This window comes from Paraburkholderia sp. EG287B (assembly GCF_040965595.1).
Taxonomy (GTDB): Bacteria; Pseudomonadota; Gammaproteobacteria; order Burkholderiales; family Burkholderiaceae; genus Paraburkholderia.
This window is the reverse complement of sequence record NZ_JBFRCG010000036.1, coordinates 13,254-27,625: the sequence shown is the minus strand read 5'-3', so window position 1 is coordinate 27,625 and position 14,372 is coordinate 13,254. Positions and strand designations below refer to the sequence as shown.

13 protein-coding genes are annotated in these 14,372 nt (G+C 67.3%); 1 reads left to right on the top strand and 12 read right to left on the bottom strand.

Annotated elements, in window-relative coordinates:
* Positions 1-17: 17 nt before the first annotated feature.
* From araH to AB4Y40_RS40090, 10 genes are all read right to left on the bottom strand, one after another.
* Positions 18-1,046: an L-arabinose ABC transporter permease AraH gene (gene araH, locus AB4Y40_RS40135; protein WP_342949485.1), complete on the bottom strand. Its 1,029-nt coding sequence runs from the start codon at positions 1,044-1,046 to the stop codon at positions 18-20.
* 23 nt (positions 1,047-1,069) lie between these two features.
* Complete coding sequence (gene araG / locus AB4Y40_RS40130; protein WP_324162371.1) at positions 1,070-2,581, bottom strand: L-arabinose ABC transporter ATP-binding protein AraG; 1,512 nt, start codon at positions 2,579-2,581, stop codon at positions 1,070-1,072.
* A 105-nt stretch (positions 2,582-2,686) separates the two neighbouring features.
* Positions 2,687-3,688, bottom strand: a complete 1,002-nt coding sequence (locus AB4Y40_RS40125; RefSeq protein ID WP_368692573.1) for an arabinose ABC transporter substrate-binding protein — start codon at positions 3,686-3,688, stop codon at positions 2,687-2,689.
* 152 nt (positions 3,689-3,840) lie between these two features.
* Positions 3,841-4,620, bottom strand: a complete 780-nt coding sequence (locus AB4Y40_RS40120) for an SDR family oxidoreductase (RefSeq protein WP_368692572.1) — start codon at positions 4,618-4,620, stop codon at positions 3,841-3,843.
* Positions 4,617-5,294: a 2-dehydro-3-deoxy-6-phosphogalactonate aldolase gene (locus tag AB4Y40_RS40115; protein WP_368692571.1), complete on the bottom strand. Its 678-nt coding sequence runs from the start codon at positions 5,292-5,294 to the stop codon at positions 4,617-4,619. The genes AB4Y40_RS40120 and AB4Y40_RS40115 overlap by 4 nt, the downstream gene beginning before the upstream one ends.
* 96 nt (positions 5,295-5,390) lie before the next feature.
* Complete coding sequence (locus tag AB4Y40_RS40110; RefSeq protein ID WP_368692570.1) at positions 5,391-6,407, bottom strand: 2-dehydro-3-deoxygalactonokinase; 1,017 nt, start codon at positions 6,405-6,407, stop codon at positions 5,391-5,393.
* The gene (locus tag AB4Y40_RS40105; protein WP_368692569.1) at positions 6,404-7,351 is read right to left on the bottom strand and encodes an IclR family transcriptional regulator; all 948 of its coding nucleotides are present in this window, start codon (positions 7,349-7,351) and stop codon (positions 6,404-6,406) included. Before AB4Y40_RS40105 ends, AB4Y40_RS40110 begins: the two co-directional genes overlap by 4 nt.
* Positions 7,352-7,852: 501 nt before the next feature.
* Positions 7,853-8,242 carry a RidA family protein gene (locus AB4Y40_RS40100; protein ID WP_028201897.1) on the bottom strand — a complete coding sequence of 130 codons (390 nt, stop codon included), beginning with the start codon at positions 8,240-8,242 and terminating at the stop codon, positions 7,853-7,855.
* 84 nt (positions 8,243-8,326) lie between these two features.
* Positions 8,327-9,808 (bottom strand): amidohydrolase family protein, encoded by a 1,482-nt coding sequence (locus AB4Y40_RS40095; RefSeq protein ID WP_368692568.1) that lies wholly within the window; start codon positions 9,806-9,808, stop codon positions 8,327-8,329.
* Between the two features lie 34 nt (positions 9,809-9,842).
* Positions 9,843-10,775 carry a MurR/RpiR family transcriptional regulator gene (locus AB4Y40_RS40090; RefSeq protein ID WP_368692567.1) on the bottom strand — a complete coding sequence of 311 codons (933 nt, stop codon included), beginning with the start codon at positions 10,773-10,775 and terminating at the stop codon, positions 9,843-9,845.
* A gap of 127 nt (positions 10,776-10,902) precedes the next feature.
* Here AB4Y40_RS40090 and AB4Y40_RS40085 point away from each other — a divergent pair, with 127 nt between their 5' ends.
* A complete protein-coding gene (locus AB4Y40_RS40085; RefSeq protein WP_368692566.1) occupies positions 10,903-12,183 on the top strand; it encodes an amino acid deaminase in 1,281 nt (426 codons plus the stop codon).
* Between the two features lie 23 nt (positions 12,184-12,206).
* Here the strand turns inward: AB4Y40_RS40085 and AB4Y40_RS40080 are convergent, their stop codons facing one another.
* On the bottom strand, positions 12,207-12,683 hold the full coding sequence (locus tag AB4Y40_RS40080) for a MarR family winged helix-turn-helix transcriptional regulator (RefSeq protein ID WP_368692565.1): 477 nt from the start codon (positions 12,681-12,683) through the stop codon (positions 12,207-12,209).
* A 93-nt stretch (positions 12,684-12,776) separates the two neighbouring features.
* A complete protein-coding gene (locus tag AB4Y40_RS40075; protein ID WP_368692564.1) occupies positions 12,777-14,372 on the bottom strand; it encodes an MDR family MFS transporter in 1,596 nt (531 codons plus the stop codon).

Genomic DNA, 14,372 nt, shown 5'->3' with positions numbered 1-14,372 from the left:
TGAAACTGTCAGCGAACTCAATCGCGCGCGCCGCGGTTCTTGAGCTGGTCGAGCAGCACCGCCGCGAGCAGGATCGCGCCGCGCACGAGGTACTGATAGAACGCGTCGATGTTGAGCAGGTTCATGACGTTTTCGACCGTGCCCATGATCAGCACGCCGATCACCACGCCCGAGATCGTCGCACGGCCGCCCAGCAGCGAGACGCCGCCCAGCACGCACGCCGAGATCACGTTCAGCTCGAAGCCTTCGGCCGCATTCGGCTGGCCCGAGGTGATCCGCGAGGCGAGAATCACGCCCGCGAGCGCCGTGACCGCGCCTTGGATCAGGAAGATCCACACGCGCGTGCGCTCGACCTTGATACCGGCCAGACGCGACGCTTCCGGATTGCCGCCGATGGCGAGCGTATTGCGCCCGTACACCGTCTGATTGAGCATCACGCCGAACACGATGAAGCAGACGAGCGTGACCCAGATCGGCAGTTGCACGCCGAAGAGCGAGGCCGTGCCCATGGCGATGAACGTGTCCGACGACACGCCCACGGCCTGGCCGTGCGAGGCGATGAAGCCGAGGCCGCGCACGATTTCCATCGTGGCGAGCGTGGTGATCAGCGCGTTGATGCGCAGATACGCGATCACCGCGCCGTTCACGAAGCCGATCGCGGCACCCGCCGCAACGGCCGCGACGATGGCGATGAACGTGTTGTTCGTCGCGTTGAGCACCATCGCGCAGAGCACGCCCGCGAACGCGACGATCGAGCCCACGGAAAGGTCGAAGTCGCGCGAGGCGAGACAGAACATCATCGTGCAGGCCACCATGCCGATCTGCGAGACCGACAGTGCGAGGCCGAGCATGTTCTCGATCGAGAAGAAGTGATCGACGGTCAGCGACATCACGATGAACATGACCGCGAAGATCACGATCAGGCTGTACTCGGTGATCTGCTGCCACCACTTCTGCTTGTCGGTGGGACTCGGAATCAGCGCGTCGGCGACGCTCTTGGCGGCGCTGTTGGCAGACTCGGCCGCCAGGTTTTCTCTTGCTTGCATTTCAGTCACTCCTCCCGGTCCACTCATGCAGCCTTGGCCTGCGTGCGCTTGGGCAGCGCGAGGTCAAGCACCGCGTGTTCGCTCGCCGCGCTGCGCGGCAACTCGCCCGATATACGGCCTTCGCGCATCACCACGATGCGATCCGACACGCCGAGCACTTCAGGCAACTCCGACGACACCATCACGATCGCGCAGCCGCGCGCGGCAAGCTGGTAGATCACGTTGTAGATTTCATGCTTCGCGCCGACGTCGATGCCGCGCGTCGGTTCGTCGAGAATCACGACCTTCAGGTCGGGCTCGGCGAGCCAGCGCGAAAGAATCGCTTTCTGCTGGTTGCCGCCCGAGAGAAAGCGGATTTTCTGGCGGCGGCTCGGCGTCTTGATCTTCAGCAGCTTGATGAAGCGGTCCGCCGTTTCCGCTTCCTTCTTGCGGTCGAGGAACATGCCCGCGCGCAAAAAATGGCGACGGCAGCTGATGTTGATGTTCTCCGACACCGTCGCCATCGCAACGATGCCCTGCTCCTTGCGGTCTTCCGGGCACAGCACGATGCCGTGGCGAATCGCGTCGCTCGCGCTTTTCACGCGAATGGTCTTGCCGTCCAGCTCGATCTCGCCCGCGCGCCGCTTGTGCGTGCCGTAGATGAGCTGCATCAGCTCGCTGCGCCCCGCGCCCACGAGCCCGAAGAAACCGACGATCTCGCCCGACTTCACCTCGAAGCTCGCCGCTTCGTTGAGCGGATGCCCTTCCACGCCACGCACGGCGAAACGCACGTTGCCATGCTCGCGCGGCGAATAGTTGTAGATGTCGCTGATCTCGCGGCCCACCATTTCGGCCACGAGCGTTTCGCGCTTCACCTCTTCGAGCTTCTCGTGCGAGGCGACCTTGCGGCCGTCGCGGAAGATCGTGCAGGCATTGCACAGCTCGTAGATCTCGTCCATGCGGTGCGAGATATAGATGAGCGCGCGATTGTCGGCACGCAGCTCGCGCACGAGCTTGAACAGCACTTCGGTCTCGCGGTGCGAGAGCGAGCTGGTCGGCTCGTCGAGCGCGATCACGCGCGCGTTGCGCAGCAGCGCCTTGCAGATTTCCACCATCTGGCGCTGCGCGATCGAGAGCTTGCGCAGTTTCGCGGCCGGATCGAGGTCCACGCCCATCGCGGCGAGACGTTCGCGCACGAACTTGCGCGCCTCGCCGCGCTTCACCCAGCCGAGTGCATTGGGCAACGCGCCGAGCAGCAGGTTTTCCGCGACGGTCAGGTCGGGCACGTACTGCAGTTCCTGGTGAATCACCGCGATGCCCGCGCCAATCGAGGCCGCCGCATCGGAGAAGTGCACCTCGTTGCCGTCCATCAGGATGCGGCCGGAATCGGGCTGATACTCGCCGCCGAGAATCTTGAGCAGCGTAGACTTGCCCGCGCCGTTCTCGCCCATCAGGCCATGCACTTCGCCTGCGTTCACCTCGAACGACACGCCGTCGAGCGCGCGCACGCCTGGGAACACCTTGCCGATATTGTCAAAACGCAGTGTCGCTGACACTTCGGTTTCCTCTCATTCGATACGCTGCGGGCGCGGCCTTCGCCCCCTTCGGGCTTGCTGGCCGCCCCGCAGCGGGAAGCACCCTAACCCACTACTATCAAGCGCTTACTTCGAAGCGAGACCCATCTGCTGACGCACGCTCTCCACGTTGTCGCGCGTGGCCAGCATGCCGGTCGTCAGCGTGAGCAGCGGCGGTTCCTTGCCTTGCGTGATCCACGTGTACATCAGGTCCGAGGTTTCCTCGCCGTGGCGCTTCGGGCTGATGATGACGGTGCCGTAGAAGCCCGTCGGCTGCGGCTTCTTGAACTCGTTGAGTGCCGAGTCCGAACCGCCGATGCCGATGCCGATCATGTTGTCGGCCTTGAAGCCGCGGCCTTCCGCTGCGCGCACGGCGCCGAGCACGCCTTCGTCATTCAGCGCGTAGGCCACCCAGTGCTTGTACTGCGGGTTCTTCGTGAGCGCGATATTGGCGGCGTTGAAGGCGTTTTCCGTGTCGGTCTTCGCTTGCGGCGCCTGGACGATGTTCGCCTTCGGGAAGCCCGCGGCCACGAGCGCGTCGGTCGCGCCCGACGTGCGGTCATGCGCCGTCGGCAGCTGCTCGTAGGTCACGTCGATCGCGCCGACGTCCTTCATGTCCCAGCCGCGCTTCTTGATTTCAGCGGCGATGCCGTCACCCACCTGCTTGCCGATGTTGTACGCCGAGATACCCATGTGCGGCACCGACTCGATCGGCTTGCCCGCGCCATCGACGAGGCGGTCGTCCACCGTCATCATCTTGAGCTTGTCGGCCTTGGCCTTGGCGACGATGCCCGGTCCGAGCTTCACGTCAGGCGTGCAGATGATGAAGCCCTGCGCCTTTTGTGCGGCCAGGTTGTCGATTGCGCTCATCACCTTCTCACCCGAGGGCGCGCCGATCTTCACCAGCGTGAAGCCCTTTTCCTTCGCTGCCATTTCCGCGAACTTCCATTCGTCCTGGAACCACGGCTCTTCGGGCTGCTTCACGAGAAAGCCGATCTTCACCTGGTCAGCGGCCTGCGCGACGGGCGCTTGCGCGAACACGGCAGTAGCTGCGGCGGCCACCAGCGTCAGAAAGATGCGTCGTTGCATTTTGTCAGTCTCCTGTCTTCTTCAGTCACGGGAAGGGTATCGGCCGCCTCTTCTTTTACCCGCCGATGCGCGCGGCCAGCGCTCCGGCGGATTCCTGCGTATTCGTTCCAACCTCGCGTTCCTTCGTGCTGCGAATTACTTTTTCAAGGCGCTCATTCGTGATGGAGCGCCGTGCGGCCGCCATCGATCGTGATACAGCTCGCGTTGATGAACGGCGCTTCGTCCGAGGCGAGGAACACCGCCGTCATCGCGACTTCCTCCGGGCGGCCGATGCGCTTCATCGGCGGCAACTCGAGCGTGGCCTTGCGCGCGGCTTCCGGGTCGGGCTGCGCGTTCCACCAGTCGTGCGTGAGCTGCGTTTCGATGTAGCCCGGCGCGATGGCGTTCACGCGCACGTTCTTCGGCGCGTACTCGATCCCGAGCGCACGCGTGAGCCCGATGACGCCGTGCTTGGCCACCGGGTACGGGAAGCAGCCCGGAATGATCTGGAACGCGTGCGTCGAGGCGATGTTGATGATGCTGCCCGCACACCGCTCGACCATGCCCGGCAGCACCGCGCGGCAGCCGTTCCACACGCCGTCCAGATCGACGGCGAAGCAGCGGCGCCAGTCGTCGTCGGTCATCGTGAGCGGGTCGGCGAACACGTTGATGCCGGCGTTGTTCACGAGCACGTCGACCGGGCCGAACGCGCGCTGCGCTTCTTCCACGGCGGCGCGCAGCGAGGCGGGCTGCGTCACGTCGGTTTGCACGGCGAGCGTTCGCGCGCCGTCGCATGCGTTCGCAATCTCGCGCGCCGTCGCAGCCGCCGTCGCGCCATCGAGCTCCGCGAGCACGACAGCGGCGCCCTCGGCCGCGAACGCGCGCGCGATCGCCGCGCCGATGCCGCGTCCGGCGCCGGTGACGAGCGCGACCTTGCCCGCGAGGCGATTCACTTTTGCGCTCCTCGCACAGCTTTCCAGCCTTCGATGAAGGCCAGCGCGTTCGCGCGCGTGGCCGCCGCGTCCTGGCCCGGCTTGTAGAGCGCGGAGCCAAGGCCGAAGCCGCTCGCGCCCGCGGCCAGCTGCGGGCCCATGTTGTCGGGCTTCACGCCGCCCACGGGCAGCAGCGGCACGATTGGCGGAATCACGGCGCGCCACGCCTTCGTCACGGCCGGGCCGAGCTGCTCGGCGGGGAACATCTTGAGCGCGTCGGCGCCGTGCTTGAGCGCCGCGAACGCTTCGGTCGGCGTGGCGACGCCGGGCACGCAGGCGAGGCCCTGGAGCTTGGCGGCGAGGATCACGTCGGTATCGGCGTGCGGCATCACGATCAGCTCGCCGCCCGCTTCCCGCACGTCGCGCACGCGCTCGGTGGTGAGTACGGTGCCCGCGCCGATCATCGCGTCGTCGGGCAGCGCGTCGCGCAATGCCGCGATGCTGTCGAGCGGCTGCGGCGAATTGAGCGGCACCTCGATCAACCGGAAGCCCGCGTCGTAGAGCGCGCGGCCATGCTCGGCGGCCTCGGCGGGCTTGATGCCGCGCACGATCGCGACCATGCCGCAGGCGCCGAACGCGGCGACGAAGCCGGCGTGCGGCGTGTACGGGGCGGGCAGATTCAGTTCGGGTTCCATGTCGGCTTCCTGTTGCGTGGCTTCGTGTCTGGTTCGGTTCAGCGCATTTGCAGCGGGTTCGCAGCGGGTTCGATTCATCGGCCCATCGGCACGCGTTTAGCGCGGCGTGACGAGCCCGGCCTGCACGGCGATGCGCCAAAGCCCGTGTTCGGTCGCCTGGCGCACGAGATGCGCGCCGCTGCATCCGAATGCGGCAAGCGCCATGCGGTAACGCTCGCACAGCGCCTCGGCGCCGATCAGCTGCGGCGCGCAGCCAGCGAGCGCCACGTCGCGTCGCGCCAGTGCCGCCTCGAGGCCCGCCAGCTCGTGGCCGATCACGAGGCCCGAGAGATAGTCGGGCTGCTCGTCGGCGGCGAGCTGGGCCGTGAGGCCGAGCGTGCGCGTGCTGAACGCGGTGGCGAGCAGCCCCACGCAGCCCTGCTCGCGCGCCACGCTCACGCCGCGCAGGAACGCTGCCGTGTCGGGCTCGACGGGATGCTTCATCGTGCGGCCGAGGATCGTATGCGCGCACAGCGCCGCGTAGACCTCGCCCGTCATGAAGGTATAGAAGCGCGCGATGCGCTCGCCCTCCACCACCACCCATTTCGCGTGCGTGCCGGGCAGTCCGACGAGCGCCGTTTGCGGCTCGCCTTGGTCGCCCGATGCGCCAGGCGCGCCAAAAATTTGCGTTTCCTCGCCGCGCATCACGTTGGGCAGCGCACCCGGCTCCAGCACGCCCGGCACCACGGCGACTTCGGCGCCGGATGCGGCGCGCACGCGCACGATGCCGGCCACCAGCGCCTGGGCGCTCGCGGGCGTTTCGACATAAGGCGCCTGCACCCAGCCCTGGGCGCTGCCGACCATGCCCGCGGCCAGCACCGGCAGCGAGGGCGCTTGCGCGAGCCACACGCCGCACGCTTCGTCGAAGGCGGCGTCGAAGCCGCCTTCTTCGGCGGGCACGGGCAGGTTCATGATCCCCGCCGTCGAAACGCGCGTAGCGATCACCTTGCCCGCTGCATCGAACAGATACGCGCGCAGCGAGGTCGTGCCCCAGTCGAGCGCGATGAGCGCGGCGTCGCGAGCGATCGCGGCGTCGATGGCCACGCCGCTTACAGACTTCTCGCGTGCTTTCATCGACGAATCCTGCGCGTGGTGGGCTGCGGCGCACGCCAGCCCAGTTCCTGCGAAATCGCGCGCGCCTCGCGCTGCACGACCGGAATCAGTTCGTCCATGCGCTCGAGTGGCATGTAGGGAATCGTGCTCGCCACCGAAAGCGCTGCCACGATCGCGCCGGAAGCGTCGCGCACGGGCGCCGCCACGCAGCGGATCGAAATTTCGTTCTCCTCCAGATCGAACGTGTACCCGCCCGCCGAGTAAGTCGCCATGCGCTTGAGGAAGGTATCGGGTTCGAGGCTGTGATCGGGACGGAAGCTCACGCCCGCGAGCGTGCGGCGCGACGCGTCGAACAGGTCGCGCCACGATTGCGGCGCGAGGTCGAGCATCATCGCCTTGCCGATGCCCGTGGACGCGAGCGGCATGCGGTGCCCCACGCGCGAGCGCATTTCGAGGCCGCGCTGGCCGGGAATCTTGTCGATGTACAGCACGTCGTCGCCGTCGCGCACGCCGAGGTGGATCGTGTCGAGCGTTTCGTCGGCGAGCGCCTGCAGATGCTGCCGCGCAACGGCCGTGAGCGGCATCTGCTCGAGCGCGATGGTGCCGAGTTCGATGAGCTTCGGCCCGAGCAGGTAGCCGCCCTGCACCTGGCGCAGGTAGCGCGCCTGCACGAGGCTCGAAACGAGACGGTGCGTGGTGCTGCGCGTCGTGCCGAGCACCGCGCCAAACGAGCGCAGGTCGCGCACGCCGGCGGCGGCCGCTTCGAGGATCGCGAGGCCGCGCAGGAGCGTCTGGGTGCCGGCCTGCTGCATCGAGCCGTCGAGCAACGTGCTCGCGACGCCGATTTCGTCGGCGGCGGGGCGGGCTTTCGGCTGCGCTTGCGCGGAGCTTGCCGCGGCGTTTTGCTCGGGCGCGGCCTCGTCGGGGAGGTTCGCGGCGAGTGTGGAAGACATCGCTTTGTTCATGGCGAGGGCGATGAAAAGAGACGATCGAAAGGCGCGTGCCGTCAGGCGGCGCGCGAACCGTGCTTCGGGAGACGGCCCGGCGCGCGGGCGGCCGGGGCTCGAACAGGTAGCGGCGGGCGGCGCGTGGCCGCGCAAAGCGCTGGCTGAAGCATGGCGAACGTCTCCTTTGCGGTCCGGTTCGCTCCGCGTCTTGCGCGTGCGCCGGATTTATCTGGGTCTGCCGACGATGTTTGCCGCGCAGTGCAGTCGCGGCTTATCGGATGGACTGGATTGTAGGCAGGTTTTTTCGAGTTCTCCAATATGTGATTGGGTCGCTCATATATTGGGAATATCGAACAACGGGAGTGTCATCTGCCGAATGGCTAATGAGGGACGGAACTCCGCTTCGAGAATCCCGTCGGCATGACCCCGCAAGAAAAAACGGCTGCCGGATAATTCCGGCAGCCGTTTCGTGCGGCACTCAATGAGGCTTTCGCGTATCGCTCGCCAAAAGCCGCGCCCTTACTTCCCGGCCGGCGCCTTGTAGGCCACGCAGTCGACTTCGACCTTGCAGTCCACCACCATGCTCGACTGCACGCAGGCGCGTGCCGGCGGATGCTCGCCGAAGTACTCGCGGAACACCTTGTTGAACGAGGTGAAGTCGCGCGCGTCGTCGAGCCACACGCCGCAGCGCACCACGTGCTCCGCGCCATAGCCCGCTTCCTTCAGGATCGCGAAAAGATTCTGGATGGCCTTGTGCGACTGCTCGACGATCCCGCCGTTGATCACCTCGCCGCCTTCCATCGGCGTTTGGCCCGAGACGTACAGCCAGCCGTCGGCTTCCACGGCGCGCGCGAACGGCAGATGCTGTCCGCCCTGGCCCTTGCCGCCTTCCGCTCCAATTCGTTTCATCGTTTGCTCCTTTGAGATCGTGCGGCGCGCGCGGCTTTTTGGGCCACGCGCGCCGGGGGTCGAAATTCGATCGATAAAGCCTGCTTAAAAGCCCGTCGCCTCGGCTTGCGCCTCGCGTTTGCCGCGCGCGACGAAGTGGCCCGCGCGCTCGCCCGTGGGCTGCCCGTCGCGGTACGAAAGCACGCCGTTCACCCACACCGCGTCGATGCCCTCCGCCACCTGCTGCGGCTTCTCGAAGGTCGCGGCGTCGCGCACGCGGGCGGGGTCGAACAGCACGAGGTCGGCGTGCCAGCCCACATGCACCTCGCCGCGCTGCGAAAGACCGAAACGCCGTGCCGACAGGCCCGTCATCTTGCGCACCGCGTCTTCGAGCGGCAGCAAGGCCGCGTCGCGCGCGTAGTGCCCGAGCACGCGCGGAAAAGCGCCCCACAGGCGCGGATGCGGCAGCGGATCGTTGGGCAGTCCATCCGAGCCGACCATCGTGGCCGGATGCGAAAGAATGCGGCGCACGTCGTCTTCGGACATGTTGTGGTACACCGCGCCCGCCGGCTGCAGACGCTTGCCCGCCTCCTGCTGCGACACGCCCCACTCCGCTGCGATGTCCTTGATGAGCTTGCCCGCCTGCTCCGGGTGCGGCGTGGACCACGTGATCGTGATGTCGATGTCGCCCGTCACCTGCTTGAGATCCAGCGTCGAAGAGCTGCGGCTATACGGATAGCAGTCGCACCCTACCGGCTGATACTTGCGCGCGCTTTCGAGCGACGCGAGCACCTCCGTGCTGCGCCCCCAGTTGGAAGGACCCGCGCACTTCAGATGCGAGATCACCACCGGCACGCGCGCATGCTGGCCGATGTGGTACGCCTCGTTCATCGCTTCGAGAATCGCGTCGAACTCGGTGCGCATGTGCGTCGTGTAGAGCGCGCCGGCGGCGGCGAGCGGCTGGGCCAGCGAGGCGACCTCTTCAGTCGATGCCTCGAACGCCGAGCCGTACGCGAGGCCCGTGGAAAGGCCGAGCGCGCCGTGCGCGAGCGCGTCTTCGAGTTGCGCGCGCATGGCCGCGATCTCGTCTCCGGTGGCGGCGCGCTTCAGGTCGTTCATGTGGTTGTTGCGCAGCGCCGTATGGCCGATCAGCGCGCCCACGTTCACGGCGGGCCGCGCCGCGTTCACCGCGTCGACGTACGCGGAGAACGTCGGATAGCTGAACGCGTCGCGCTCGCCGAGCAGGTTCATCGGGTCGGGCGGATCGCCCCTGAGCGTCACCGGCGACGCGCTGATCCCGCAGTTGCCGACCACCACCGTCGTCACGCCCTGGCTGATCTTGGGCAGCATTTGCGGCGCGCGGATCACGTGCGTGTCGTCGTGCGTATGGACGTCGATGAAACCCGGCGCGAGCGCGCGCCCATTGGCCTCGATCACCTCTTCCGCGAGCCAGTTCGACAGGTTGCCGATCGCGACGATGCGTCCGTCGCGCAGCGCCACGTCGCGCTCGACGGGCGGCGCGCCGGTGCCGTCGTAAAGCATGGCGCCGACAATCAGCGTGTCGGCGGCTTCGGGGTGCGAATGCATGCGCGTCTCCTCAGGATGGCTCTTGGTTGGCCGCTCAGTCACCGAGCGGCTGGCGTTCGCCGCCGCCGCGATGCGCGTCCAGCGTGTGTTTCATGCGGCGCAGCAACTCGCGGCTTTCCTCGGGTTGCGCGAGCGCCAGCTCGGTCACGAGCACGTCGAGTGCCATCATCATCGCGTAACGCGACGACGATGGCTTGTAGATGAAATCGGTCTCGCTCGCGACGATCGGCACGAGCCAGTCGGCGAGCGCGGCGAGCGGCGAAGCCGGCGCGGTGAGCGCGACGAGCTTCGCGCCGTAGTCGCGCGCGATGCGGCACGCGTCGACGAGTTCGGGCACGCGTCCTGTTACGGAAAGCGCGACGACCACGTCTTCGGGTGAGAGTGTGCTCGCCACCATGCGCTGCAGCAGGCTGTCCTGGTACGACGCCACCGGACGGCCCAGGCGCACGAGGCGAAAGCGCATTTCGTCGGCGAGCGCGCTCGAGCCGCCGCCCATGCCGAACACGTAGATCATGCGGGCCTGCGCCAGCGCCGCGGCGGCTTGCCCAAACGGCGCCTGGCACAGCAGTTCGTGGTTGCGTGCGAGCGCCGTGTGAATTTCGTCGTAGACGCGCGTGGCCAGCGGTTCGGCTTCGCCGCTGGCGTCGGCGGCGCGCGGCTTGCCCGCGCCTTCGGAAGCGCCGGCAGCCCCACCGCGCAGGAAGCGGTCGCCCACGGCGGCCGCCTGGGCGAGCCGCAGCTTGAGTTCGCGCACGTCGTGGCAGCCCACCGCCTTCGCAAAGCGCGTGACGGAGGCGACGCTCACGCCCGCGCGCTGCGCCAGCTCGCCGATGCTCGCGCGCGCGGCGCTGGCAAGATCGTCGAGAATGAGCGCGGCCACGTCGCGCTCGGCCGGACGCAGTTCGGGCACGCATTGCGCAATACGCGCGACGATGTCGAAGCGGGCCGGATCGGCGGCGGTGTTCATTGCAGGGAGTCTGTTAATAAATAACAATTCACGAAGCGATGTTACTTTGTGTACTATCTCCGAGTCAACGCCGGTTCGCAGGACTCCGGCGTAGCTGGGACGCATGAAGCATATGGAGCGAAGGGAAATGAAAGTTACAAACTATCAGAGTGCAACGATCGACCCGAACAGCAAGGGCCTTGGCAACGTACCGGGCGCGAGCGTGCCGCTCGGGGACGCAGGGCGCCTCGAATGGAATTTACTCGAAGAGGACGTGAGCCTGCCCGCTGCGGTGCTGTATGCCGACCGCGTCGAGCACAACCTCAAGTGGATGCAGGAGTTCGTCACGCGCTATGGCGTGAAGCTCGCGCCGCACGGCAAGACGACGATGGCGCCGCAGCTCTTTCGCCGCCAGATCGACACCGGCGCGTGGGGCATCACGCTCGCCACGGCGCACCAGACGCGCGCCGCCTACCGCGGCGGCATCACGCGCGTACTGATGGCGAACCAGCTCGTGGGCCGGCGCAACATGGCGATCATCGCCGAGCTGCTCAGCGATGCAACCTTCGAGTTCTTCTGCCTCGTCGATTCGGTGGAAGGCGTGGAGCACCTCGGCGAGTTCTTCCGCGCGTCGGGCCGCACGCTGCAGGTGCTGCTCGAACTGGGCGTGCCGCGCGGCCGCACGGGCGTGCGCGACACCGACACGCGCAACGCCGTGCTCGCGGCGATCGCGCGCTATCCCGACTCGCTCAAGCTGGCGGGTGTGGAAATCTACGAGGGCATCCTCAAGGAAGAAAGCGAAGTGCGCACCTTCCTGCGCGACGCGCTGAACGTCACCCAGGAACTGGCCGCCGCCGGCCGCTTCGCGCGCACGCCCGCGCTGCTTTCGGGGGCGGGCTCGGCCTGGTACGACATCGTCGCGGAAGAGTTCGCGCCGGCCACGCAGGCGGGCGCGATCGACGTGGTGCTGCGCCCCGGCTGTTACGTGACGCACGACGTGGGCGTCTACAAGCAGGCTCAGTCGCAGATCCTCACGCGCAACCCCGTGGCACGCGAAATGGGCGTGGCGCTGCTGCCCGCGCTGCAGCTCTGGGCCTACGTGCAGTCGATTCCGGAGCCTGGCCGCGCCATCATCGGCTTCGGCAAGCGCGACGCCGCGTTCGACGCGGGCTTTCCGGAGCCGTCGCGCCACTACCGCCCCGCGAACGGCGGCGCGCCGCGCGAAGTGGCGGCAAGCGAAGGCTGGGAAGTGTTCCAGATGATGGATCAGCACGCCTACCTGAAGATTCCGGCGGGCGCGGACCTCAAGGTCGGCGACATGATCGCGTTCGACATCTCGCACCCCTGCCTCACGTTCGACAAGTGGCGCCAGGTGCTGATGGTCGATGCGAATTATCGCGTGACGGAAGTGATCGAGACGTTCTTCTGAGCGCAGCGCGCATCGGCGCGGGCTCAGCCCGCTTCGGGCGCGGCCTCCTGAGCCTGCGCTAGCGAGGCCGCCGCCGTGGCGGCCTCGCCGATGCGCGCCTCCATCATCCCCAACGCGCTCGACAGCGCCGCGAGCGCGTCGTCGGGCAGCGACATCGTCACGTTCAGGAACGCGTTGCGGCGCGGCAGCCCCTCTTCGGTCACGGCGCGGCCGGCGTCGGTCAGCGTCACGTTGGTGATGCGGTTGTCGCGCTCGTCGGCGCGGCGCGCGATCCAGCCGAGTGCCTCCAGCGCCTTCAATTGCCGCGTGAGCGCGCCCGGGTCCACGCGCAGCCGCTCGACGAGCCGCTTTTGCGACGACTCGCCGTTCTGCTCATATAGCGCGAGCAGAATGCGCCAGCGCGGCAGCGGGTGTCCAACCTGCGCCTCGAACGCCGACATGAACGTCCGGTAGGTCCGTCCAAACTGCTGCACGATGGCGATGCGATCCTGAATATCCATGCTTTGTTTTCCTGCCGGCTTCATCGCCGCGCGTTTGCCGGGGTCCGTGCCGGGGCCTGTGCCGGTGCCGGTGCCCGCCAGGGGCGGAACGTCTCAATCCGCGTGAATCACGGGCTCCACCTTGCGCTGCAGCTTCACAGGCGGCACACGCCGGGTTTGCCAGATCGACACCACCGCGATCGCCGCCGCCACGGCAATGCCCAGGTGAATCGCGCCCACGAGCGCCTCGCGCGCGGCTTCGAGCAGCGGCGCGCCATTATGCCCGGCGTGCGCGAGATCGGCGATCAGTGAAGCCTGCGCGTCGCGGTTGATGAGGATCTGCGGGTCGGCGAGCTGCGGCAGCCAGTGCGTGGCGTGGTCGGCGTCGAGCGCGCGTTGCACGCCGCTCGAGTAGAGCTGCGTGACCATCGTGCCGGTGAGCGCCGTGCCGATCATGCCGCCGATCATGCGCAGCGACTGCAGCAGCGCGGTGGCAATGCCCAGATGCTCGCGCCCCGCGGTCTGCTGCGCGAACACGGTGAGGTTCGGCATGACGAAGCCGAGGCCGATGCCAGCCACGATCATTAGCGTCATGAGCAGGCCGCGCGGCGTGTTGCGGGTAGCGAGCGCCACGGCGAAGCAGGCTGCCGCGATCATCGCGAAGCCGATGTAGAGCATCAGGTTCGGATTGCGGATGCGTGAGACGATGCGACCATTCGCGATACTGCCGATCGTGATGAACACCACGAGCGGTGTGATGACGACGCCCGCTTCCTTCGGCGTCATGCCGAAGCCGCCCTGGAACAGGAGCGGCGCGTAGAAGAGCAGCGAAAACATCGTGAAGCCGCCCAGCACGGCGAGCGTGAAAAGCGCATTCAGGCTCGCGTTGCGGAACATGTCGACGGGCAGGATGGCCTGGGGGCAGCGCCGCTCCCATTGCCAGAGCGCCCAGCCGGCTGCCAGCGCGAGAGCGAGCAGGCCGATGGCCGACGCGGTGAGACCGCGCCCCGGCAGACGTTCCACGAAAAGCTGCAGGCTGCCGAGCGCGACCGCGATGAGGAGCGCGCCTGGCCAGTCGAGCCGCATGCGCGCCTCGTGCGCGACGTGGCGCAGATGCGGCAGATACTTCCAGACGAAGAACAGCGAAAGCAGGCCAACGGGCAGATTCACGTAAAACACGGAACGCCAGCCGTAGTACTGCGTGAGAAAGCCGCCGAGCGACGGCCCGACCGCATTGGCGATGCCGAACGCGGAACTCATGAGCACCTGCCAGCGCAGGCGCACGACCGAATCGGGGAAGAGGTCGGGAATGCAGGCGAACGCCGTGCCGACCAGCATGCCGCCGCCGATGCCTTGCAGCCCGCGCGCGATCACGAGGAACAGCATGCTGTTGGCCGCGCCGCACAGCACGGAAGCGGCGGTGAAGACGACGATCGACGCGATCACGAACGGCTTGCGCCCGTAATAGTCGCCGAGTCGCCCAAAAATGGGGACAGTAATGACCGAGGTGAGCAGATAGGACGTGGCGACCCACGCGTAAAGCTCAAAGCCGCGCAGTTCGGCGACGATGGTCGGCAGCGCGGTGCCGACGACGGTCTGGTCGAGCGCGACGAGCATCGTCACGAACGACACGCCGAGCATCGCGAGCAGCGACTCCCGGAACGGCAGAACCTGCCCGCTCGAATGGTGGGCGGCGGTATGAACGGCCAT